Raw genomic sequence first — 23,713 nt, forward strand, 5'->3', positions numbered from 1 at the left:
AAGAAGATAGGGGCGCCGTTATTTCCGAGGCAGTCTGTCGCCTTAACTTTCGTCCAGCTCGATGTTGATACCGAGGGAGCGAATTTCCTTCAACAATACGTTGAAGGACTCGGGCATGCCCGGCTCCATACGGTGATCGCCGTCCACGATGTTCTTGTACATCTTGGTACGACCGTTAACATCGTCCGACTTGACGGTCAGCATTTCCTGCAGAGTATAGGCGGCACCGTATGCTTCCAGTGCCCACACTTCCATCTCACCGAAACGCTGACCACCGAACTGGGCTTTACCACCCAGCGGCTGCTGGGTAACCAGACTGTAGGAACCGGTAGAACGGGCATGCATCTTGTCGTCCACCAGGTGGTTCAACTTCAGCATGTACATATAGCCCACGGTGACCGGACGCTCGAAGGTGTTACCGGTACGACCGTCGAACAGGGTGATCTGACCGGATTCCGGCAGATCGGCCAGCTTCAGCAGGCGCTTGATTTCTTGCTCACTCGCACCATCAAAGGCCGGCGTGGCAATCGGCACACCCTTGCGCAGGTTGTTGGCCAGCACCCGGACTTCTTCGTCGCTGAAGGTGGACAGATCCACTTTCTGCTGCACCTTGTCACCCAGATTATAAACTTCCTGGATGAACTCGCGCAGCCGGGCCAGCTCTTGCTGTTCCTTGATCATGCGGTCGATTTTCTCGCCCACACCCTTGGCCGCGAGGCCCATGTGCGTTTCGAGGATCTGACCGATGTTCATCCGCGACGGTACGCCCAGCGGGTTCAGTACGATATCGACCGGGGTGCCGTGTTCATCGTGCGGCATGTCTTCTACCGGTACTATGGTGGAAATAACCCCCTTGTTACCGTGACGACCCGCCATCTTGTCACCGGGCTGGATGCGACGCTTCACCGCCAGGTACACCTTGACGATTTTCAGTACGCCCGGGGCCAGATCATCGCCCTGGGTGATTTTGCGACGCTTGTTTTCGAACTTCTTGTCGAAGTCGGCTTTCAGCTCGGCATGCTGCTCGGCGAGCTGTTCCAGCTCGATTTGCTTGGCTTCGTCGTCGATTGCCTGTTCCAGCAACTGATTACGGGCAATTTTATCGACCTGGGCCGCACTGACACCGGAGGCGATCAGCACATTACGGGCACGCGCGTAAACGCCGTCTTCGAGGATGCTGAACTCTTCGGTCAGATCTTTCTTGGCCTGCTTGAGCTGCATGTGCTCGATGTCCTGAGCACGCTTGTCTTTTTCCACCCCATCACGGGTAAAGACCTGCACGTCGATGACGGTGCCGAATACGGAGTTGGGCACCCGCAGTGAAGAGTCCTTCACATCGGAGGCCTTCTCACCGAAGATGGCTCGCAGCAGCTTCTCCTCGGGGGTCAGCTGGCTTTCGCCTTTCGGCGTGACCTTGCCGACCAGGATATCGCCGGGCTGCATTTCTGCCCCCACGTAGACGATACCGGACTCATCCAGCTTGCTCAGCGCCGCTTCACCCACGTTGGGGATATCGGCGGTGATCTCTTCCGGACCCAGTTTGGTGTCACGGGAGATACAGGTCAGTTCCTGAATGTGAATGGTGGTCAGACGATCTTCTTCAACCAGCCGCTCGTTCAGCAAGATGGAATCTTCGAAGTTGTAACCGTTCCAGGGCATGAAGGCGACGCGCAGGTTCTGACCCAGCGCCAGTTCGCCCAGATCGGTGGACGGGCCATCGGCCAGTACGTCACCGGCCAGTACCCGCTCGCCCGGCATCACGCAGGGACGCTGGTTGATACAGGTGTTCTGGTTGGAACGGGTGTATTTGGTCAGGTTGTAGATGTCGATACCGGCTTCGCCCGGCAGCATCTCTTCTTCGTTCACCTTGACCACGATGCGAGACGCATCGGCGTAGTCGACGGTGCCGCCACGCTTGGCGACCGCGGTCACACCGGAGTCTACCGCCACCGCGCGCTCGATACCGGTACCTACCAGCGGCTTGTCGGCGCGCAGGGTCGGTACGGCCTGACGTTGCATGTTCGAACCCATCAGGGCCCGGTTGGCATCATCGTGCTCGAGGAAGGGGATCAGGGAGGCAGCAACAGACACGATCTGCTGCGGGCTCACGTCCATGTACTGAACCTGGTCCGCATTCATGTAGGTGGCTTCACCCTTGTGACGGGACGGAACCAGTTCGTCCAGCAGACGGCCTTCTTCATCGATGGCCGCGTTGGCCTGGGCGATCACGAAGTGACCTTCCTCGATGGCGGACAGGTAATCCACTTCATCGGTAATCTGGCCGTCGTTCACCTTGCGATACGGGGTCTCGAGGAAACCGTATTCGTTGGTGCGCGAGTAACAGGCCAGTGAGTTGATCAGACCGATGTTCGGACCTTCAGGCGTTTCGATGGGACACAGACGACCGTAGTGGGTCGGGTGTACATCTCGCACTTCAAAGCCGGCGCGCTCACGGGTCAGACCGCCCGGGCCCAGGGCCGAAATACGGCGCTTGTGGGTCACTTCCGACAGCGGGTTGTTCTGATCCATAAACTGGGACAGCTGGCTGGAACCGAAGAATTCCTTAACGGCCGCCGAAATCGGCTTGGCGTTAATCAGATCCTGCGGCATCAGGGTGTCCAGATCGCCCAGAGACAGACGCTCTTTCACCGCCCGCTCGACGCGGACCAGACCGACGCGGAACTGGTTCTCTGCCATTTCGCCCACGGAACGGATACGACGGTTACCCAGGTGGTCGATATCGTCCACTTCGTCGTTGCCGTTACGGATATCGATCAGACGCTTCATCACGTCGACGATATCGGACTTGGTCAGGGTACCGGCACCGGTAGACTCATCACGGAACAGGCGACGGTTGAATTTCATCCGGCCTACGGTGGAGAGATCGTAACGGTCTTCGGAGAAGAACAGGTTTTCGAACAGGGTATCGGCCGCTTCGCGGGTCGGCGGCTCGCCGGGACGCATCATGCGATAGATTTCCACCAGCGCCTCGAGGCGGCTGTTGGAAGAATCGATACGCAGGGTCTCGGACATGTAGGCGCCGTGATCCAGTTCGTTGGTGAACAGGGTCTCGAACTGCTTGATGCCGGCCACAGACAGGTTGGCCAGGTTTTCCAGGCTCAGCTCGCTGTTGGCAGGGATAATCACTTCACCGGTATCGGCGTTGATATAGTCCTTGGCGGCCACTTTACCGACGGCATATTCCACCGGCACTTCAAGTTTGTCGATGCCGGCCTTTTCCAGTTGACGGATATGGCGGGCAGTAATGCGGCGTCCGGTTTCCACCAGCACTTCGCCATCCACCAGGATGTCGAAAGAGGCGGTATCACCACGCAGACGATCGGGCTTGAGCTCCATCATCAATTTGCCGTCGGTCACCTCGAAACGGGTCGTTTCGAAGAAGAGCTCCAGGATCTCTTCGGTGCTGTACTCCAGCGCGCGCAGTATGATGGACGCGGGCAGCTTGCGACGACGGTCGATACGAACGAACAGGTTGTCTTTCGCATCAAACTCAAAATCGAGCCAGGAACCACGGTAGGGGATCACGCGCGCGTTATACAGGACCTTACCGGAAGAGTGGGTCTTGCCACGATCGTGATCGAAAAACACACCCGGGCTGCGGTGCAGCTGGGAGACAATTACCCGCTCGGTACCATTGATGACGAAGGTACCGTTTTCAGTCATGAGCGGGATTTCGCCCATGTAGACTTCTTGCTCTTTGATGTCCTTGACAGTACCGGCCGCAGCCTCTCTGTCATACAGGACCATCCGCAACTTAACACGCAGCGGTGCCGAATAGGTAACTCCGCGGATTTGACATTCCTGCACGTCAAACACGGGCTCGCCCAGACGGAAACTGACATACTGCAATTCGGCAGTGCCGGAATAGCTGGTGATGGGGAAAACGCTGCGGAAAGCCGCTTCCAGTCCGTACTCGCCTTGCGGATCTGCTTCAATAAACTGTTTGAAGGAGTCAAGCTGGATTGATAGCAGGTAAGGCGTGTCCAAGACCTGGTCACGTTTACCGAAGTCCTTACGAATGCGCTTTTTCTCTGTGTAAGAGTAAACCATAGGGTTCCTCAGCTCGCTGATAAGTGACCCACTCTGTCCAAATGGGACAGCTCTAAAACATCGTTTTTTGTCAGACCGGACGTCTCGACAACACCCGGTGGCTGGTACAACGAGAGGTAGAAACGATGTGAAAATTCCTCTCATCCCACAGCGCAAAAGGGCCGGTGAATAAAGATTCACCAGCCCTAGCCTGATTGCTCAGGCCGCTAAGCTATAGTCTAGCTTATTTGAGCTCAACAGAAGCACCGGCTTCTTCGAGTTCTTTCTTCAGTGCTTCGGCTTCGCCTTTGCTCAGTGCTTCTTTAACAGCACACGGAGCGGCTTCAACCAGGCCCTTGGCTTCTTTCAGGCCCAGACCGGTAGCAGAACGTACGGCTTTGATAACAGAAACCTTGTTGGCGCCAGCTGCAGTCAGCATAACGTCAAATTCGGTCTGCTCTTCAACAACAGCAGCTTCGCCGGCAACGGCAACAGCAGCAGCGGCAGAAACGCCGAACTTCTCTTCCATTGCTTCGATCAGTTCAACAACTTGCATTACAGACATTTCTGCAACGGCTTCGATGATTTGGTCTTTAGTGATAGACATGACTCAAATTCCTAATGTTCTGAAGTTTTCGGTAATCAAGCAGCCAGAAACAGCTTAGGCGGCTTCGGCTTCTTTCTTGTCGCGCAGGGCAGCGATGGTACGAACCAGCTTGCCAGCGGAGGCTTCTTTCATAGTCGCCATCAGCTTCGCAATTGCTTCGTCGTAAGTCGGCAGTTTTGCGAGACGGTCAATATCGGCTGCGGGGATGAACTCGCCCTCATATGCCAGACCTTTCACCTCGAAAGCGTTTTGCTCTTTGGCAAAATCCTTGAACAGACGAGCGGCAGCGCCCGGGTGTTCGTTGGAAAACGCAATCAGGGTAGGACCAACAAATACCTCGTTCAGGCATTCATAGCTGGTCTCTTTCACGGCCAGGCGAGCCAGCGTGTTACGGACTACCTTGAGGTAGATTCCGTTTTCACGGGCTTGCTTGCGCAGTGTGGTCATGGCAGCCACGGTAACGCCACGAGAATCGGCAACTACCGCAGACAGGGCGCCCTTGGCAGCTTCGTTGACTTCAGCAACAATTGCTTTTTTGTCGTCGAGTCTTAATGCCATTGGCTAAACTCCTGGATCCACCTGGGATATACCCAGATTAAACACACGCCCCTTATTCACAAGGGGCACCAAGGTGGCAGATTCCAGAAGAAAGGAATGCTTTCTAACTGGGTCCCGGCACCATCTACGCTGGAAAATTAAGACGTTAAAGTCTCCAGCGGTCTTGGACGGGAGTCGAAGCCCCCAACCAAATCACAAGGCGCAAAATTCTACGGGAATCAGTGCGCCTTGTAAATGCTTATTAAGCGTCCAGGCTAGCCTGTTCGATAGTCACGCCGGCACCCATGGTGGTGGACAGCGTCACTTTCTTGATGAACACGCCTTTGGCGGAAGCAGGCTTGGCGCGCTTGAGCGCACCCAGCAGGGCTTCCAGGTTGCCTTTCAGGCTTTCAGCGTCGAAATCAACCTTACCGATAGTGGTGTGGATGATACCGTTCTTGTCGTTGCGGTAGCGCACCTGACCGGCCTTGGCGTTTTTAACGGCTTCGGCTACGTTCGGGGTCACGGTACCTACTTTCGGGTTCGGCATCAGGCCGCGCGGGCCCAGGATCTGACCCAGCTGACCCACAACGCGCATGGCATCGGGAGAAGCGATAACGACGTCGAAGTCCATTTCGCCTTTCTTGACCAGGTCGGCCAGATCGTCCATACCAACCAGTTCGGCACCGGCAGCCTTGGCGGCTTCGGCGTTGGCGCCCTGGGCGAATACGGCAACGCGAACGTCACGACCGGTGCCGTTCGGCAGTACGGTAGCACCACGTACGTTCTGGTCGGATTTACGCGCGTCGATGCCCAGGTTAACGGCAACATCGATGCTTTCTACGAATTTGGCGGTAGCCAGCTCTTGCAGCAGGGCAACGGCTTCGTTGATTTGGTACTCTTTGGTGGCGCTTACACGCTCACGGATAGTACGCATACGCTTAGTCAGTTTAGCCATCGTCTTAGCCCTCCACTACCAGGCCCATGGACCGGGCAGTACCTTCGATACAACGAACACGAGCATCCAGATCGGCGCCGGTCATGTCTTGCTGCTTCACGCCGGCAATTTCTTCCAGCTGAGCGCGGGTAACGGTACCCACCTTATCGGTGTTGGGCTTGCCGGAACCGGACTTGAGACCAGCCGCTTTCAGCAGCAGGTAGGCTGCGGGCGGAGTCTTGGTTTCGAAGGTGAAAGAGCGGTCGCTGTACACGGTAATGATAACCGGGATCGGCGAGCCTTTTTCCAGGCTTTCTGTACGAGCGTTGAACGCCTTACAGAATTCCATGATGTTAACGCCGTGCTGACCCAGAGCGGGACCAACGGGCGGACTCGGGTTAGCTGCACCGGCTGCAACCTGCAGCTTGATGTAGGCTTGTACTTTCTTAGCCATTGTTTAATACCTCGTTAATGGGTGATAACGCCTCGGAGTCTGGCTCCAGAACGGCTCCCCAGTGTTAAAAGGGCGGCAGATTGTAGTTTTATTTGCCGCCCCTCGCAAGTTTTATGGCTGAATTTCGCTCAGGATTTTTCTACCTGACCGAACTCCAGCTCCACCGGTGTAGAACGACCGAAGATGAGTACCGATACCTTGACCCGGCTCTTCTCGTAATCGACCGATTCCACCACGCCGTTGAAGTCGGCAAAGGGACCGTCGGAGACCCGAACCACTTCGCCCGGCTCGAACAGGGTCTTGGGTTTCGGCTTGTCGATCGCATCCTGCAGACGGTTGAGGATGGCGTCCGCTTCCTTGTCGGAAATCGGTGCCGGACGCTCGGGGGTACCACCGATAAAGCCCATCACCCGGGGAATACTGCGCACCAGGTGCCAGGTGGCATCGTTCATCTGCATCTGCACCAGCACATAGCCGGGGAAGAATTTGCGTTCGCTTTTGCGTTTCTGGCCGGCGCGCATTTCTACCACTTCTTCGGTAGGAACCAGCACTTCGCCGAACTGTTCTTCCATGTCCTGCATCTTGATATATTCACGCAGCGTCTTGGCAACGCGACCTTCATACCCGGAAAACGCCTGGACCACATACCAACGCATTCTTTGTTCTGGTTCTGACATGGTTAATCCTTATACTCCGGTGACCAGATTGACCAGCCACACCAGCAGGCCATCCAGCAAAAACAGAAAAAGGCCAACCAGAGCGGTGACGGCCAATACAATCAGGGTGGTCTGGATCGCTTCCTGGCGGCTCGGCCAGACCACTTTACGCATTTCCAGACGGGATTCTTTGGCAAAGGCAAAGCTGTTCTTGCCTTTCTGGGTCTGATAGGCCAGCACACCGGCTACGCCGGCCGCCACCACGACACCGGCAGCGCGAATAACCACCGCCAGGTCACTGTAGATATAGTTGGCGACCACGGCTGCGATCAAAATGATGAAAACCAGCCCCCATAACAGGGTGTCTTTGGCCCCGCCCTGGCTCTCGGTGTTTACACTCATAAGCTACCTGTCTAAAAACTTGAAGTCTGTCACAGACGCGAAAACCCCGCTGTTGGCGAGGTAAATGGCAGGGGCGGAGGGACTCGAACCCCCAACCGTCGGTTTTGGAGACCGCCGTTCTACCAATTGGAACTACGCCCCTAATACAAGAAAGCCCCTATTATAGGGGCTTTCCGATGCGATTGTAAGCGCAATTACTCGATGATTTTGGCGACTACACCGGCACCCACGGTACGGCCACCTTCACGAATCGCGAAGCGCAAACCCTCTTCCATCGCGATGGGCGCAATCAGGTTGACCACCATCTGGATGTTGTCGCCGGGCATGACCATTTCAACGCCTTCCGGCAGTTCTATGGTACCGGTCACATCGGTGGTACGGAAGTAGAACTGGGGACGGTAGCCCTTGAAGAACGGCGTGTGACGACCGCCTTCTTCCTTGGACAGCACGTAGACTTCGGATTCGAAGCCGGTATGCGGGTTGATGGAGCCCGGCTTGGCCAGCACCTGACCACGCTCGACGTCTTCACGCTTGGTACCACGCAGCAGCACGCCGACGTTCTCGCCGGCACGGCCTTCGTCCAGCAGCTTGCGGAACATTTCAACGCCGGTACAAGTGGTCCTGACGGTATCCTTGATACCCACGATTTCCACTTCTTCACCCACTTTAACGATACCGCGCTCGACACGACCGGTCACCACGGTACCACGACCCTGGATGGAGAACACGTCCTCGATCGGCAGCAGGAAGGCACCGTCAACGGCACGCTCGGGCTCGGGGATGTAGGAATCCAGAGCAGCGGCCAGTTCCAGAATCTTCGGTTCCCACTGGGGGTCGCCTTCCAGGCCTTTCAGCGCAGAACCCTGAATAACCGGAATATCGTCACCCGGGAAATCGTACTCGGACAGCAGTTCACGCACTTCCATTTCCACCAGCTCGAGCAGCTCTTCATCGTCGACCATGTCACACTTGTTCATGAACACAACGATGTAAGGTACGCCTACCTGGCGGGCCAGCAGTATGTGCTCACGAGTTTGCGGCATGGGGCCGTCGGTCGCGGCAACCACCAGGATGGCGCCATCCATCTGGGCAGCACCGGTGATCATGTTTTTAACGTAATCGGCGTGGCCGGGGCAGTCAACGTGGGCGTAGTGACGTGCTTCGGTGTCGTACTCGACGTGAGAAGCGGCGATGGTGATACCGCGGGCTTTTTCTTCGGGAGCGTTATCGATCTGGTCGAAGGCACGGGCAGCGCCGCCCCACTGTTTGGCAAGGACATTGGTGATGGCAGCGGTCAGGGTCGTTTTACCGTGGTCAACGTGGCCTATGGTGCCGACGTTTACGTGCGGTTTATTACGCTCAAATTTTTCTTTAGACATGCTCGTCCCTCTAACTGGTTGTGTGGCACAACTAAACCACGCGAATCGCAATTAGAAAGTATATAGCAAAAACAGGCTTGATGTATGGGGAGCTAGAGGAGCAAAGAAGTGGTGCTGATACCCGGATTCGAACTGGGGACCTCACCCTTACCAAGGGTGCGCTCTACCAACTGAGCTATATCAGCAACTGGAGCGGGCAGCGGGAATCGAACCCGCATCATCAGCTTGGAAGGCTGAGGTAATAGCCATTATACGATGCCCGCAATACGCTTTACTTTTAACAGCGATTGGCTGTTTTATTTCGAACCCGTCGCGATGGACAAATCCGGAAATGTGGTGGAGGGAGCTGGATTCGAACCAGCGAAGGCTGAGCCGTCAGATTTACAGTCTGATCCCTTTGGCCACTCGGGAACCCCTCCAGATTTTAATGGTGCCGGCACCAAGAGTCGAACTCGGGACCTACTGATTACAAGTCAGTTGCTCTACCAACTGAGCTATGCCGGCACTTGAGCGAGCGGAATTCTAGGGCAAGGCCATGACTCTATGCAATACCTTTACCGCAAGTTTTTTCAGTTGCGGGTTCGAATGAGCAAAAAAACAACAAATCAAGCCCCTTTTGACGTCGCCTCCCCCGCGGCGGGTCGGGTATTCGCCGTTCACCGGCATGCTCACCGGCATAAAAGCGCGGTTTACGGCTCCGGCTGTAACCCTTTGCCGCCTTGTTCACCCTCGAACCCCGCCTTGTTCGCCCTCGAACCTCGCCTTGTTCACTCCCGAACCATAGTGTATCGTCCTCGGGCACCCACAGGACACGCCCATGACGATAGACAACTATTCCCCCTATCTGGCCTTTTCTCGCGAAACCTGGTCAGAATTACGCGATGCGATACATCAGCCCCTGAGCGAAGCAGAACTCAAGCGTCTGCGGGGTATCAACGACAAGGTGTCACTGGCGGAAGTCAGAGACATCTATCTGCCCCTGTCCCGCCTGCTCAACCTCTACATCAAGGCCAAGCAGCGCCGTAATCGGGTGCTGGATCAGTTTCTCGGTAAAGAACCCCGTCACGTGCCCTATATCATCAGCATCGCCGGATCGGTCGCGGTGGGCAAAAGCACCACGGCGCGTATTCTTGCGGCCATGCTGGAGCGCTGGCCTCAGCATCCCAAGGTGGAACTGGTGACGACCGACGGCTTTCTCTATCCCAATGCGGTGCTTGAAGAACGGGGGCTGATGCGCAAGAAAGGCTTCCCCCAGTCTTATGATATTCGCCGGCTGGTACAGTTTGTCTCCGATATCAAGTCCGGCAAACCCAGGGTCACGGCGCCGGTGTATTCTCACCTGAGCTATGATGTGGTGCCGGGACAGGAAGTCGTGGTGGAGCAGCCGGATATCGTGATTATCGAAGGCCTGAACGTGCTGCAGAGCGGCATGGATTATCCGCACGAGCCGCATAGGGTATTTGTGTCTGATTTCGTGGATTTTTCCATCTTCGTGGATGCGGACGAGCGGCTGCTGAAAACCTGGTATGTGGAGCGTTTTCTCACGCTGCGTTCCGGTGCCTTCAGCAACCCCGAGTCATACTTCCATCATTATGCCCGGCTGTCGGAAGAAGAGGCCATCACCACTGCCAGCCGCATCTGGCAGGAAATCAACTACAAGAACCTGAAGCAGAATATCCTGCCCACCAAGGACAGGGCCGAGCTCATTCTCACCAAGGGCAGAGAACACGGCATAGATCAGGTGTGGCTCAAAAAATAAAAACGGGATTAGGGGTTAGGGAATAGGGTGTAGGTTGGCGATGAGCGAAGCGAATCCCAACATTTCACCGCCGGCCTGGTGTTGGAATTCGCTGTGCTCATTCCAACCTGTCTACCCGTTTACGGTTTACCGCTGCTTTTCCCCGCGCAGCGAGATCTCGCCGCCCAGGTAACGTTTGATTTCACCGCTTTCCAGCTCCAGCAGCAGGGCGCCCTGGTCGTCAATGCCCCGGGCAATACCCTGTATCTCCTGCTCGCCCATCAACACCCGTACCGCCTTGCCGTTGAAGTAGTCCAGCCGGTTCCACTGCTCGCGAAAGGCGGCAATACCTTCGCTCTCAAACAGGGCCAGACGACGCTGCAGGCCCCGACTCAGCGCAATAACAAGACCATTGCGATCCTCGATATTGCCGAGCTCGGCCAGCTCGGCCCAGGGCTGAGTGATACGTTCCTGCTCGGTCCGCGGCAGCAACAGATTCAGCCCCATGCCGATGACCAGCTGACAGGGGCCTCCGGCGGTGCCGGACATTTCCACCAGTATGCCCGCCAGCTTGCGACCATTCAGGTAGAGGTCGTTGGGCCATTTGAGCTGCACGCCGGCAAAACCTTGCGTCTCCAGCGCTTCCACCACGGCAATGCCCACCACCAGGCTCAGGCCCATGGCCGCCGCCATGCCCTGCTCCAGCCGCCAGTACATGCTCATGATCAGCTGACCGCCGAAGGGAGAGATCCACTGACGACCGCGTCGACCACGCCCGGCGGTCTGACATTCGGCCACGCAGATATCGCCCTTTTCCAGCCGGGAGAGCGACTCCATCCAGTGCTGATTGGTGGAGCCAATCACCGGCACCAGTTCGGCCCGGCCCGGCGCCAGCGCCTCGTTCAGCCGCGCCTGATCCAGCAGTTGCAGCGGCACCGCCAGCCGGTAGCCCTTACCGCTCACACTGTAGACATCCAGCCCCAGCGCCTTGAGTGCCTGCACATGCTTGCCGACCGCCGCTCGACTGACCAAAAGTCGCTCGCCCAGCTGTTCGCCGGAATGAAACTGGCCATCGGCCAGCAGACGGAGCAGTGTCCCGCGCAATGGGGTCAGTTCAGACATGCCAGCGCCTCATCCAGATGAGTTTCGCCAACGGCGCCTATCATGCGCACCTCGGGTTCGAGCCGCACACCAAACAATTGCTCTACCCGCTCCCGCACCAACGCCGCCAGCCGCAACACATCTTCGGCGGTGGCGCCGCCATGATTGACCAGTACCAGTGCCTGTTCGGTATGCACACCGGCATCACCGACACGGGTACCCTTGAGGCCTGCCTTGTCGATAAGCCAACCGGCCGCCAGCTTGCTCCGTCCGCTTTCTGCCGCAAACACCGGCAGCGCGGGCCAGGCCAGCTTGAGCGCCTCGGCCTGGGCGGTCACCACCTTGGGATTTTTGAAGAAGCTGCCGGCATTGCCCAGCACTGCCGGATCCGGCAGCTTGGCCTGGCGGGTGGCGCAGACCCGCTCGAAAATCTGTTCTGCCGTCGCCGCCTCGCCCAGCTCCGTCAGCGGGCCATACCCCAGCGCCGGTTGCCAGGCCTTGGGCAGCCGCAGGGTGACGCTCAGGATCAGGTGATGACGCGCCTCATGCTTGAACACGCTGTCCCGGTAGCCGAAGGCGCACTCGGCGGCCGACCAGTAATGGCTCTCCCCCGTCTGCCAGTCAAGGCTTTCCACCTGCTCGCAATACTGGGCCAGCTCCACTCCGTAGGCACCGATATTCTGGATCGGCGAGGCACCGACGGTGCCGGGGATCAGCGCCAGGTTTTCCAGCCCCGGCATCTGCTGCGCCAGGGTCCAGCACACCAGCTGATGCCAGTTTTCGCCGCCCTCCACCTTCAGCAACCAGGCATCATCGGTTTCGGTCACCTTGATACCCTTGAGGCGGTTAACCAGCACCAGGCCGTGAAAAGGCGCGGTAAACAGCAGGTTGGATCCTTCTCCCACGATCAGCAGGGGCTCGTCCTGTCGGGCGTGCCACAAGGCGAGCAATTGTTCCCTCTGCTCCAGCACCGTCACGCGATCGGCGGTCTGGGTCAGGGCAAAGGTGTTATAGGGGGCAAGGGATGCCGGGGTGAGCTGCATGGTCGCGGTTCCTGAATAAATGCCGCCCAAGTGTACCCCAAGTGCCCAAGCGGGTTAAGCCGCGCCGCAACGACACAGGTACAATTCCGACACCCGCTGACCGCTCGTTACCGCGAGTCCAGCTCGAGTGATGACGCCCGTTGTTCCGTCAGAAAGGCCTGCACCTCGTCCATCGACAGGGCGAAGTTGAAGTTGCCCCAGGCCTGCACGCCCTTGATGGTCATGCCGATCAGCTTGCCTTCGGCATCGAACAGGGCGCCGCCCGAAGAGCCATAGGTGATGGGGGCCGTGGTCTGGATCAACCGCACCCCGCGTTCGGTTCGCAACGCCGAGACAATGCCCTCGGTCAGGGTTTTGTCCAGCCCGGCCGGGGCGCCGATGGCGAACACCCTTTCGCCGACCCGCACCCGGTCGAATGGCGCCATGGTATGGGTGAAGTTCAGGGGGCGAACCGGCTCGGCCAGGGTCAGCAGGGCCAGATCCCGCCGGGGATCCACCCGGGTAACCCGCCATACCCGCACATCCGATTCCCGCACGTTTTGATTATCGCCACGACTATCTATGCTGACCGGCACGCCGCCGGCCTGCAGCAGATGATAACTGCTGATGGCACGATACGGATCTATGGCAATGGCCGAACCGACACTGATGGGCTCGAGGCCCGCCCCCAGTTGCTCGTACACCACTATCTTGTACACGCTGGGCGCATGGCGGGCATAGATATCCACCGCCGACAGGCCGGAAGCCGCGCTTTCGTTGCTTGCCGCCACGACCCGCAAGGACGGCGGGGACAGCAGCGCCAGCAAGCGGCCACAGTCTGCATTGCCCTGCCCGGCGCAGAGACGGAAATGCGCCGCCGCCTGACGCCGATCCCGATATCCTGCCCCATAATCGCCCCGGTAGATAAGACCCAGCTGTCGATGCGCCTGGCGGCTCCACTGCGGATCATCGGCATTCGCCAGTTGCGTTAACCAGCCGATGGCCTGGCCGGTATCCTGCCGGGTTCCCCTGCCTTCCAGATACATAGCGGCGATTTCAAGGCGCGCCTCGGGGTAATCAGCGCTCTTGGCCGCATCCAGATAATACGCAAAGGCCTTGTCGTCGTCTCCGGCGAGCCGGGCGGCGTAACCGGCCTGATACCCGGCCTCTCCGCTCAGGCCGCAGCCGACGAGCAACAGGGCGCCGAGGGCGAACAGCAGGGGTGTCTTGTCCATGATGGGCTTCCGTCTGCGGCGCAACAACCACGGCACCGGCGAGTTGAAAGCCTAAGCATAGCAGGCCACCAACGCAGTATTCCGCCGAGCTTTGCAGTTGCTCGTCTAGCGTTTTTTCGCCCTGGTCGAGGCGCCGGTGGCCGCCTTGCGCGGCTTGCGCTTGCGAAATTGCTTCGGCTTGCCGCCGCCCTGCAGCCCACTGAACGCCGCCGGATCTACCTGGCTTATCAGCACCGGCAGCGAGGCTTCCAGCTCGGCCATAAAGGCCTGATAACCGGCCTGTTTTCGACTGATGGCATCGAGCACCGCCTCCCAGCGCGCGGTCATGTCCGGGGTGGTGGCCGACACGGGCAGGCTGGCAATCAGCTTGATGCCCGCTTCGGTAGCACGGATCTGCTTGCCTTCGCGCACGAGAAAACCGCGCTTGAACAGCAGCTCGATAATGCCGGCCCGGGTCGCCTCCGTGCCCAGGCCATCGGTGTCGCGCAGTATTTTTCTCAGCTCGGCGTCGGTGACATAACGGGCGATATTGGTCATGGCCGCCAGCAGGGTGGCGTCACTAAATTGTTTCGGCGGCTGGGTCAGCTTGTCGAGCAGCTCGCCTTCGAGACACAAGAGCGCATCCCCCACTGCCAGCGCAGGCAGAGTTGGCTGTAACTCGGAATCTTCCTCTTCTTTCTTGTCCGGGCGGGCAAACAGGGCTTTCCAGCCTGGCTTCAGCTGCTGCCGCGCCCGCGCGATAAAGCGGCCACCGGCAATATCGACATCCAGCTGCTTGTCGTCGTATTCCCAGGGCGGATAGAACTGGGCCAGATACTGGCGGGCAATCAACTGATAGACATTTTGCTCGGCCCCGGACAGCTTGCCGCCGTCCATCGCCTTGGCGGTGGGAATAATGGCATGGTGTGCCTCGACTTTCTTGTCGTTCCAGGCCTTGCTGCGCAGGCTTAACTTCGCTTCGGCCACCGCCGGCGCCAGCTCGGGACAGGTTTGAGCCAGGGCCCCGGTAACCAACCCGGCCTGATGATAATGATCTTCCGGCAGGTAGCGACAGTCGGATCTGGGATAGGTGATCAGCTTGTGCCGCTCATACAGGGTCTGGCACACATCCAGCACCTGCTTGGCACTGAGGCCGAAGCGACGAGCCGCGTCAATCTGCAAGGTCGACAGGTTGTAAGGCAGGGGCGGCGCCTGCCGACGCTGCTTGCGTTCGGCCCCGACCACCCGCCCCGGCTGGCCCTGAATGCGTTTGATGACGTTTTCTGCCAGGGCGCGGGACAAGACCCGACCTTCTTCATCCTGCCAGGGCCGACAGGCTTCGCTGGGTTGCCATTTGGCCTTGAACCGCTCGCCGGCCTCGGTCTGCAGCAGCGCCTGCACCTCGAAGTAGGGTTTGGCGGTGAAGGCGCCAATCTCCTGATCCCGGCGCACCACCAGCCCCAGCAGCGGGGTCTGCACCCGCCCGACCGACAGCACCCCCTGATAACCCATTTTCTGACCCTGAAGGGTACAGAGCCGGCTCATGTTGATGCCATAGAGCCAGTCGGCCCGGGAACGGGCCAGCGCCGACACCGACAGCGGCACAAAGTCCCGGTTGGGCCGCAGCGCCGCCAGCGCCTTTTTGACCGCACTAGGATTGAGATCGCTGATCAGGCAACGTTGCACCTTTTCCCGACGGGCGGCGGAGACCCCGCAGAAGCTGATCACCTCGTCCACCAGCAGCTGGCCCTCGCGGTCCGGATCGCCAACATGGACGATGTCATTCGCCTGTTTCAGCAGCTTTTTCAGCACCGTCAGCTGGCTGCGGGTCTTGGGCTTGGCTTCGAGCTTCCACTCGCGGGGGATGATCGGCAGGTGTTCCAGCCGCCATTGCTTGAAGGCCGGATCATAGGCGTCGGGCTGGGCCTGCTCCAGCAGGTGGCCGATGCACCAGCTGACCACATCACCGTTGCCCACACGAATAAAACCCTCTCCCTTCTGATGGGGTTTGGGCAACACCTCGGCCAGGGCGCGGCCCAGGCTGGGTTTTTCGGCAATATAGAGGATCATAGGGGTGCGCTTTTTACTGCAAATAATGGCTGCCTATAGGCTACTGTATATGGATACAGGTTAGCAGCAGGGCGGGATCGACTTCAATAATCGTCCTGCAGCAAGAAGTCGTCCATGGCTTCCACCAGATAAATCCAGTCGTCTTCCACTACAGGTGTTACCGGGTCTTCATCACCCTCGCCGTACTCTTCCCAGTAATAGGCGCGCAGTGCCAGCGGAAAGTCACCGTAGTCTTCGGCCAGGGCAGACAGCGGGCCAAACCAGAGGATGCGGGTCAGACCACTGGTGAGATCGTTGAGGTATTCCACCAGGGTTTCCGGCTCCGGATATTGCTCCATCAGCAACTCGAACCGCTCCCGGGCTACCGTGGTTTGTTGTTGATCCAGCTCACCCAGTTCGGCCACATGTTCCAGGTAATCATTGAGCAGATAATGCCGGGCCTGATCTTCGTCGCTCAGCCACTGGCAGCGGGTCTCTTTGCGGCTGATCACCGACAGCGCCACCCCTTCATCCAGAAAACACAATCCCCATAACCGGTTATCCATTCACTACTCCGCTGCTTGCCCAAAAGCCGCCAGTTTAACCGATAGCCGGCAAAGATGTGAGGGGTGAGCTGCAAGGCCCGATCAGGCCTTGTTGTTGACCGCTTTTTTCTCGCTCTTCGCTTTCAGCCGGGTTTGCCACCAGCGGCTCAGCTTGTCACGCCGCCACCACAACAGACCCAGGCTGAGCGCCAGATAAATGGCCGGCTCTATCCAGCCGGACTTGACGCCCCACCAGAAGTGTATCGGTATCAGCAGTGCCGGCAGATACACCCAGTTATGCAACCGCTGCCAGCGGCTGCCGAGTCGGCGCTGCCAGCCCCGGGTAGAGGTGAGCGCCAGCAACAGCAATACCAGCCAGGACACCATGCCCAGGGTAATAAAGCCGCGTTTGACGATCTCCTCGCCAATCTGGCCCCAGGCCAGCTGCAGGTCGAGCAGCAGCCACACCAGCAGATGCAGGCTGGCATAGGTGAAGCACCAGAGTCCCAGCAAGCGACGCACCCTGATCAGGGCGCCGCTTTTCAGTTGTTTGGCCAGGGGCGAGATGCACAGCGTCAGCAGCAAGAGCCGCAGCGCCCAGTCACCGAGATACTGCATCAGTTCGGGAATGGGGTCGGCGCTGAAGCGCCCGAGCTCGAAGGCCCAGGGCAACCACAGCAGCGGTAGCACGGCCGCCACATGCAGCCCCGCCTTTAGCCACCCCAGGCCTTTGGGAGTCAGTTTCATCAGTAGAATTTCCTCAAATCCATGCCCCGGTAGAGGCCGGCCACTTCGTCTTCATAGCCGTTGAACATCAGGGTCGGCTGCCGCTCGCTGCCGAACAGGCCGCCTTCGCCGATCACCCGCTCGCTGGCCTGACTCCAGCGGGGATGATCCACCTTGGGGTTAACGTTGGCATAAAAGCCGTATTCGTAGGAAGCGAGCCGATTCCAGGTGGTGGGCGGCTGCCTGTCGGTAAGGTGGATGCGAACGATGGACTTGATGCCCTTGAAACCGTATTTCCAGGGTACCACCAGCCGAATCGGCGCCCCGTTCTGGGGCGGTAGCGTCTTGCCGTACATTCCTACCGTCAGCAGTGCCAGCGGGTGCATGGCTTCGTCCAGGCGCAGCCCTTCCACATAGGGATAATCAATGCCACCGCCGGTAAAACGCGAGGCCTGGCCGCGCATCTGCTCCGGATCGTAGAGGGTTTCAAAGGCGACATACCTGGCCCTGGAGGTGGGCCCGGCCGCCGTGATGATGTCCGCCAGGGGCACCCCCAGCCAGGGGATGACCATGGACCAGGCCTCGACACAGCGATGGCGATAGATTCGCTCTTCGAGTCGCTGTTTTTCCATCCATGCCCATACATCCAGCGTCTGGGGATTATCCACTTCACCGGAAATGGTCAGGGTCCAGGGCCGGGTCTTGAACTGCTGGGCATACCGTGCCGGATCCGACTTGTCGGCGCCGAACTCGTAAAAGTTGTTGTAGCTGGTCGCCACCCGCTCGGCCGTTTGCGGCAGGGCCAGCCGATAGGCGTCGGGACGCGCAAAGGTAAGGGGGTCTGTGGTGGCCGCGCCGGTACTGGGCGCGGATTCCTTGTTACCCAGCAGAGAGCCGAGAAAGCCGGCGCTGGCCGGGCCGCTCAGTGCCGCCGCCCCCAGGCCGAACCCCAGGCCTTGCAATATCTGCCGGCGCTGGCGGTAAATGGGCTCCGGCGTCACCCGGTTTTCGCTCAGTTGTGATTTTTTCTTGTTGTGAATCCGCATATGAGGTCTCTTGTGTCTGCCTGCTTGCATACCGATCTTGTTGCATACAAAGAGCGTCACCCCTGCGGAAAAATTTCACCCCTTGCCCTTTTCCTTGTAGGTGCCTGCCTCTATACCGTGCCGGTTGAGCAGCTTGTAGAAGTCGGTTCTGTTGCGACCGGCCAGCCCCGCCGCCTGGCTGACATTACCCTCTGTCATGCGCAGTATCTTGTGCAGATACAGCCGCTCGAACTCGGCTCTGGCCTCGTTGAAAGTGGGAAAGGGTTCGCCGCTGCCCGCCAGTATGCCTTCGAGCAGCTGCGGGCCTATGACCGGGGCCGAAGCCAGCGCCACCGCCTGCTCTACCACATTCAGCAATTGCCGCACATTCCCCGGCCAGCTTGCCGTCGCCAGCATCGACAGCGCCTCGGGCGCAAAACCGGTCACCTGGGTCTGCTGGCGCTGCCTGAGCCGATCCAGCGCATGGCGCGCCAGCAGTGGAATATCTTCGGGCCTTTGCTGCAACGCCGGCAGGTTCAGGTTCACCACGTTGAGCCGATAAAACAAGTCGTCCCGAAAGATCCCCTGTTCCATGGCAGACACCAGATCCCGATTGGTGGAAGACAGCACCCGCACATCGGTCTTGATGCTGCGAGTGGCGCCCAGCGGTCGCACCTGTTGCTGCTCCAGTGCCCGCAACAGTTTTATCTGCAGCGACGATGACAGTTCACCTACTTCTTCCAGTAACAGGGTGCCCCCCTCTGCGGTGAGAAAAACCCCCGGATGATCGGACACGGCTCCCTCGAAGCTCCCCTTGACATGGCCGAACAGCTCGGATTCCAGCAGTTGCTCTGTCATGGCGCCGCAATTGAGGGAAATAAAGGGGTAATCCCGCCGCGGGCTGGCATAGTGCAATACCTCGGCCATCAAGGCCTTGCCCGAGCCGGAGGGCCCGGTCAGCATCACGCTGATATCCAGCGGGGCCATACGCCGGGCCTGCTCCAGCAAGGCCACCATGGTCGGGCTGCGGGTCATGATGCTCTGTTGCCATTCGTCTTCCATCGCCGGCAGCGACACCGACAGGGCCTGGTTGATGGTCTGGCGCAGCGCTTCCTTGTCGATGGGCTTGGTCAGAAAACCGAACACACCGGAACGCGTGGCGGTGACCGCATCGGTAATGGAGCCATGGGCGGTCATGATCACCACCGGCAGCCCCACATGCTGGCGCTGAATCCGGTCGAACAGGGCCAGGCCATCCATGCCATCCATGCGCAAATCGCTCAACACCATATCCGGCCTTTCCTGCTCCAGCCATTCCAACGCTTCGGCGCCGCTTGCGGCCGTACTCACCTCGAAGCCTTCGCTCTTCAGGCGCAGCCCCAGCAGCTTCAGCAGGCTGACGTCGTCATCCACCAGCAGTATTCTGGCTTTACGCTTCATGGCATCTGCTCTCGGAATTTACGTTCGTTGATCTGCTCATCGATGCTGGCCAGCTCCTTCAGTTTACGGGTCAGGCTGTCGATCTGTTGCTGCCGATCGGCCAGTTGCCGGTTAAGGGTCAGCAACTCCTGATTATAGATCTGATAGGCACCTAACAATTGCTGCACCCGGGTACTCACCGCCGGCAAATGTTGTTTGAACAGCTGCTGGGCCTGCTGCCGCTGGTTGATACCGGCCTCGGGATGACTCAGCCACAGGGCCAGCTGCAACTCCCTGTCAGCGGGCTGAAGGTTAGCGGACTGATGGTTGATGGGCTGATGGTTGATAGACTGATGGTTGGCGGGCTGATTCTTGGTGGACATGTTCTGCAACTGCTGCAACTCTTGCCGGCGCTCGCTTTCGCTGCTGCGCATCATCTCGGCCGACAGCTGCAACCAGTCATTCAGCTCCAGCCTGTCGGAGGCCGGATTCCGGGTGGGTTCTGCTTGCTGCCAATAAGGCTGCGAAAAAGGCAATGAGCAGGCGGACAACATCAGTGCCAGCACACCGCAACACCAGGCTCTAGTCATGTATGGTTCCTTGATCCTTGTTTCCGGGCAGGCTCAGTTCAAAACAAACCAGCTCTGCCATAGTGGTATCTGCCATAGAGGTATTCAATATCAGGCGCCCGCCCATGCTGATGGCGGCCTCCCGCGCTATGCTCAGCCCGATGCCGGAGCCTTTCAGCACCCCCTTGCGCACCTGGCTACCCTGCACGAAGGGTTCGAAAATGCGCTCTCGGTCCCGTTCCGGTATTGGCTGGCCGGTGTTGGCCACCGTCAGCACATACGCTTCCGGCTCGAGCCGGGCTTCCACCCGCAACAGGCCATCCACATCGGCGTAATTGACCGCATTGGAGATCAGATTATCCAGTACCAGCTTCAATCGGTGCCCATCCGCCAGCGGGCATGCATCATCCAACGTCAGACTGACCTCTAATCTCTTGTTTTCGATGGCCAACCGATGGGCCGCCAGGCTTTGTTCCAGCAAGGGTAACACCATCACCGGCTCCTGATAGACCTGCACCTGCTGAATACGGTTGTAATCGAGCAGTTGCTCGATCAGACCCTGCAGGCGAAAGCTGTTATGCACCAGCAGTTCGCAGATTTCTTCCTGCTCGGCGGTCAGCGGGCCCGTCACCTGTTCCAGCAACAGATCGGCGCCCTCCCTCAGGCTGGCCAGCGGCGTTTTCAGCTCATGGGAAAGGTGACGCAAAAACTGCAGCTTCTGCGCTTCCAGCTCGCGCAATCGCAGGTGCAGCCACTGCAGCTTGTCACCCAGCGCCACCAGCTCCGCCGGCCCCCGTATCGGTTTTTCGTCCGGCTCGATCCCGGCGCCCAGGCTAAGAATACGCCGCTCCAGCTGTCGTACCGGACGGATAATGAGGTAGGTAAACAGCAGCACCAGTAACAGGCTGGCCCCTCCCAGGGCCGCACTCAGCATCCACAGTTGCTGCCGCACCTGAATGACATGTTCCCGCAGTTGCCGAATGCGTCCGTCAATCTGCGCCCGGGTCAGCTGATCCAGTGCCAGGGTGGCACTGTTGAAGGCGTTGAACATCTCTACCCGCTCGCGAATCTGCTCACCACTGGCCTGGGCCAGATCCACCAGATACACCAGCTGATGCTGCAGCGAGGCACCCAGGTTGCCACCGTCTATCCCCAGCAACAGCTGGTTCAACTCCAGCCGGTAGCGCTCCAGCAATCGCAGGTAAGAGTGGCGTAGTTCCGGATTGCCCAATACCGCATAGCGACGGATGGCCCGCTCCATCTCGAGGGCCAGGTCGTTCATGTCCGACGCCCGCCGGGTATCGATAACCGCGCTTTCAATCCCCTCCTGCGCCAGCAGGTTGACCCGGTCCAGGCTGCGGCCATTCTGGATGATCAGCAGGATCAGCGGCAGCAATACCAGGGTAAAGGCGATCAACACCAGTCGCAGCAAAGAGCGGGGGGTGAATCCCCCGACCACGTTAGCCATTATCCATCCACTCACTCGGTTATTAGGGTCTGTTGGCCTAGCAACGCAGGATAACAAAAATGCCCGCAAACGCAGACTGCAGAAACAACAACGGTCCCCCTTGATGTCTTGGTAAGCCAGGCCCTGGCCGCAACGCAGTGGCGGCTATTGCAACGGCAGGGCCCTGCCTATCAATGGTTCAGGCTGCACCGATTGGCTTACCTGACGTAACGATGCCACACTCAGCTTATGAGCAATAAAAGGAGAATGGCGATGGCAACAGTAAGTGAAATCATGCGGCACAGCCTGCCGATGCTGAGAGCCGACATGCCCATCACCGAGGCGTTGGACAGGCTGCTGGAGTCCGGCCTGAGCGGCTTGCCGGTGGTGAATGCGCAGCGACAGATTATCGGCTTTCTTTCCGAGCAGGACTGTATTCCCAAGTTGATCAATGCCAGCTACCATTGTGACAGCAGGGTCACGGTCAATGATCTGATGCGCAGAGATCCGCTGACGGTCACGCCCGATGACGACGTCTTCGAGCTGGCCCGCATCATGGGCGGCGCCAAACCCAAGCTCTATCCGGTGGTCGAAGACACCAAGGTCATCGGCATAGTCACCCGGCATCAGGTCATGCAGTTTCTCAACAGGCAACTGCAGAGCTGCTCCACCAATTACTGACCACCGCATTCGGAATGCAAAACGGGAACCCTTGGGTTCCCGTTTTTTATGCCATTCGTGCGGTCAATTACAGCAGGGCGTCGACCGACTCATGCAGCTCGGCCGGCCAGACGCCGCACTGCACCTGACCGATGTGCGACAGTTGCAGCAGCAGCATGGCGAGGCGCGACTGACCGATGCCGCCACCTATGGTCTGGGGCAGTTCACCGGCCAGCAGGGCCTGGTGCCATTCCTGACCGGCCCTGTCTTCATGACCGGTCAGCGCCAGCTGGCGGCGCAGCGCTTCCTGGTCGACCCGAATCCCCATGGAGGAAAGCTCGAAGGCGTCTTCCAGTACCGGGTTCCACACCAGGATATCGCCGTTCAGACCGGCCAGACCGTCCTTGCCTGCGCTCGACCAGTCGTCATAGTCCGGGGCCCGCACATCGTGAATATCGCCGTGGCTGAGTTGACAGCCGATGCCGACCAGGAAGACGGCCCCCAGCTCTTTGGCAATGGCGCGCTCGCGGCCCTTGGCGTCCAGATCCGGATAACGGGTCAGCAGTTCTTCCGCATGCAGAATCTGGATCTGCTCGGGCAGGAAGGGCGTCAGGCCGAATTCGGCGGCGGCGGCCTGTTCGGTGCGCTTGATGGCGCCATAGATACGATTAACGGTGCCAACCAGAAAATCGGCATCCCGCTCCTGCGCCGACATCACCTGCTCCCAGTCCCACTGATCCACATAGACGGAGTGGATGGGGCTCAGGCGATCTTCGTCCGGGCGCAGCGCCTTCATGTGCGTATAGATACCCTCGCCCGGTTCGAAGCCGAAGCGACCCAGGGTATGCCGTTTCCATTTGGCCAGTGAATGCACCACTTCAAAGGAAGCGGCGGGAATGGCCTTGACCTTTACCTGTACCGCTTTTTCGGAGCCGGACAGGTTGTCTTGCATACCGTCACCCAGGCGGCTGAGAATGGGAGCCTGCACTTCCAGCAGATTGAGTTGCTGCGCCAGTTGGCCGGAGAAATACTCCTTCACAAAACGGATCTGACGTTGGCGTTCAATATAGGATTGCTTCATCTCATTCACCTGAGGTTGCTGATTGGTTTTGATGAATACTCAGGGAATATCACCTTAAATTCAACATTGAATGGTAAAGTCTCGATACTTAATTT

General features: G+C 58.8%; 21 protein-coding genes and 5 tRNA genes. 2 read left to right on the forward strand and 24 right to left on the reverse strand.

The window, feature by feature from the left end; all coding sequences use genetic code 11:
- Positions 1-42 precede the first annotated feature (42 nt).
- The 13 genes from rpoB to HNR62_RS11960 all read right to left on the reverse strand — a co-directional run bounded on the left by rpoB (position 43) and on the right by HNR62_RS11960 (position 9,526).
- On the reverse strand, positions 43-4,071 hold the full coding sequence (gene rpoB / locus HNR62_RS11900; RefSeq protein WP_204796310.1) for a DNA-directed RNA polymerase subunit beta: 4,029 nt from the start codon (positions 4,069-4,071) through the stop codon (positions 43-45).
- Positions 4,072-4,294: 223 nt separating this feature from the next.
- Entirely contained in the window at positions 4,295-4,657 is a 363-nt protein-coding gene (gene rplL, locus HNR62_RS11905) for a 50S ribosomal protein L7/L12 (RefSeq protein ID WP_204796311.1), read from the reverse strand.
- 54 nt (positions 4,658-4,711) lie between these two features.
- The gene (rplJ, locus tag HNR62_RS11910; RefSeq protein ID WP_204796312.1) at positions 4,712-5,215 is read right to left on the reverse strand and encodes a 50S ribosomal protein L10; all 504 of its coding nucleotides are present in this window, start codon (positions 5,213-5,215) and stop codon (positions 4,712-4,714) included.
- A gap of 241 nt (positions 5,216-5,456) precedes the next feature.
- Positions 5,457-6,152 carry a 50S ribosomal protein L1 gene (gene rplA, locus HNR62_RS11915; RefSeq protein ID WP_204796313.1) on the reverse strand — a complete coding sequence of 232 codons (696 nt, stop codon included), beginning with the start codon at positions 6,150-6,152 and terminating at the stop codon, positions 5,457-5,459.
- Between the two features lie 4 nt (positions 6,153-6,156).
- Complete coding sequence (gene rplK, locus HNR62_RS11920) at positions 6,157-6,585, reverse strand: 50S ribosomal protein L11 (RefSeq protein ID WP_204796314.1); 429 nt, start codon at positions 6,583-6,585, stop codon at positions 6,157-6,159.
- Between the two features lie 128 nt (positions 6,586-6,713).
- The gene (nusG, locus tag HNR62_RS11925; RefSeq protein WP_204796315.1) at positions 6,714-7,262 is read right to left on the reverse strand and encodes a transcription termination/antitermination protein NusG; all 549 of its coding nucleotides are present in this window, start codon (positions 7,260-7,262) and stop codon (positions 6,714-6,716) included.
- Positions 7,263-7,271: 9 nt separating this feature from the next.
- Positions 7,272-7,643: a preprotein translocase subunit SecE gene (gene secE, locus HNR62_RS11930; protein ID WP_204796316.1), complete on the reverse strand. Its 372-nt coding sequence runs from the start codon at positions 7,641-7,643 to the stop codon at positions 7,272-7,274.
- Positions 7,644-7,708: 65 nt separating this feature from the next.
- Positions 7,709-7,785: transfer RNA gene (locus HNR62_RS11935), tRNA-Trp, on the reverse strand.
- Positions 7,786-7,837: 52 nt separating this feature from the next.
- On the reverse strand, positions 7,838-9,022 hold the full coding sequence (gene tuf / locus HNR62_RS11940) for an elongation factor Tu (protein WP_204796317.1): 1,185 nt from the start codon (positions 9,020-9,022) through the stop codon (positions 7,838-7,840).
- Positions 9,023-9,131: 109 nt separating this feature from the next.
- A tRNA-Thr gene (locus tag HNR62_RS11945) sits at positions 9,132-9,207 on the reverse strand.
- A 3-nt stretch (positions 9,208-9,210) separates the two neighbouring features.
- Positions 9,211-9,285, reverse strand: a tRNA-Gly gene (locus HNR62_RS11950).
- Between the two features lie 71 nt (positions 9,286-9,356).
- Positions 9,357-9,441 (reverse strand) — tRNA-Tyr (locus tag HNR62_RS11955).
- A 9-nt stretch (positions 9,442-9,450) separates the two neighbouring features.
- A tRNA-Thr gene (locus HNR62_RS11960) sits at positions 9,451-9,526 on the reverse strand.
- Positions 9,527-9,839: 313 nt separating this feature from the next.
- Between HNR62_RS11960 and coaA the strand changes: the two genes are divergently transcribed.
- Positions 9,840-10,781, forward strand: coding sequence for a type I pantothenate kinase (coaA, locus tag HNR62_RS11965; protein WP_204796318.1), 942 nt, complete (start codon positions 9,840-9,842; stop codon positions 10,779-10,781).
- Positions 10,782-10,907: 126 nt separating this feature from the next.
- Here coaA and birA read toward each other — a convergent pair whose 3' ends face one another.
- From birA to HNR62_RS12015, 10 genes are all read right to left on the reverse strand, one after another.
- A complete protein-coding gene (gene birA / locus HNR62_RS11970; protein WP_204796319.1) occupies positions 10,908-11,882 on the reverse strand; it encodes a bifunctional biotin--[acetyl-CoA-carboxylase] ligase/biotin operon repressor BirA in 975 nt (324 codons plus the stop codon).
- Entirely contained in the window at positions 11,870-12,904 is a 1,035-nt protein-coding gene (gene murB / locus HNR62_RS11975; protein ID WP_204796320.1) for a UDP-N-acetylmuramate dehydrogenase, read from the reverse strand. Before murB ends, birA begins: the two co-directional genes overlap by 13 nt.
- A gap of 107 nt (positions 12,905-13,011) precedes the next feature.
- Entirely contained in the window at positions 13,012-14,118 is a 1,107-nt protein-coding gene (locus tag HNR62_RS11980) for a trypsin-like peptidase domain-containing protein (RefSeq protein ID WP_204796321.1), read from the reverse strand.
- A gap of 105 nt (positions 14,119-14,223) precedes the next feature.
- Positions 14,224-16,167, reverse strand: a complete 1,944-nt coding sequence (locus HNR62_RS11985) for a DNA topoisomerase III (RefSeq protein WP_204796322.1) — start codon at positions 16,165-16,167, stop codon at positions 14,224-14,226.
- An 83-nt stretch (positions 16,168-16,250) separates the two neighbouring features.
- A complete protein-coding gene (locus HNR62_RS11990; RefSeq protein WP_204796323.1) occupies positions 16,251-16,712 on the reverse strand; it encodes a hypothetical protein in 462 nt (153 codons plus the stop codon).
- Between the two features lie 81 nt (positions 16,713-16,793).
- The gene (msrQ, locus tag HNR62_RS11995) at positions 16,794-17,438 is read right to left on the reverse strand and encodes a protein-methionine-sulfoxide reductase heme-binding subunit MsrQ (RefSeq protein ID WP_204796324.1); all 645 of its coding nucleotides are present in this window, start codon (positions 17,436-17,438) and stop codon (positions 16,794-16,796) included.
- A complete protein-coding gene (gene msrP / locus HNR62_RS12000) occupies positions 17,438-18,463 on the reverse strand; it encodes a protein-methionine-sulfoxide reductase catalytic subunit MsrP (RefSeq protein WP_204796325.1) in 1,026 nt (341 codons plus the stop codon). The genes msrQ and msrP overlap by 1 nt, the downstream gene beginning before the upstream one ends.
- A 75-nt stretch (positions 18,464-18,538) precedes the next feature.
- Positions 18,539-19,882, reverse strand: a complete 1,344-nt coding sequence (locus tag HNR62_RS12005; protein ID WP_204796326.1) for a sigma 54-interacting transcriptional regulator — start codon at positions 19,880-19,882, stop codon at positions 18,539-18,541.
- On the reverse strand, positions 19,879-20,451 hold the full coding sequence (locus HNR62_RS12010; protein WP_204796327.1) for a hypothetical protein: 573 nt from the start codon (positions 20,449-20,451) through the stop codon (positions 19,879-19,881). Before HNR62_RS12010 ends, HNR62_RS12005 begins: the two co-directional genes overlap by 4 nt.
- Complete coding sequence (locus HNR62_RS12015; protein WP_204796328.1) at positions 20,444-21,898, reverse strand: sensor histidine kinase; 1,455 nt, start codon at positions 21,896-21,898, stop codon at positions 20,444-20,446. Before HNR62_RS12015 ends, HNR62_RS12010 begins: the two co-directional genes overlap by 8 nt.
- 273 nt (positions 21,899-22,171) lie before the next feature.
- Here HNR62_RS12015 and HNR62_RS12020 point away from each other — a divergent pair, with 273 nt between their 5' ends.
- Entirely contained in the window at positions 22,172-22,558 is a 387-nt protein-coding gene (locus tag HNR62_RS12020) for a CBS domain-containing protein (protein WP_420827160.1), read from the forward strand.
- 67 nt (positions 22,559-22,625) lie between these two features.
- On the opposite strand, the gene asnA is transcribed toward HNR62_RS12020, so the two are convergent.
- A complete protein-coding gene (gene asnA / locus HNR62_RS12025; RefSeq protein WP_204796330.1) occupies positions 22,626-23,618 on the reverse strand; it encodes an aspartate--ammonia ligase in 993 nt (330 codons plus the stop codon).
- Between the last annotated feature and the right edge of the window lie 95 nt (positions 23,619-23,713).

Source organism: Oceanisphaera litoralis (assembly GCF_016907015.1).
Taxonomy (GTDB): domain Bacteria; phylum Pseudomonadota; class Gammaproteobacteria; order Enterobacterales; family Aeromonadaceae; genus Oceanimonas; species Oceanimonas litoralis.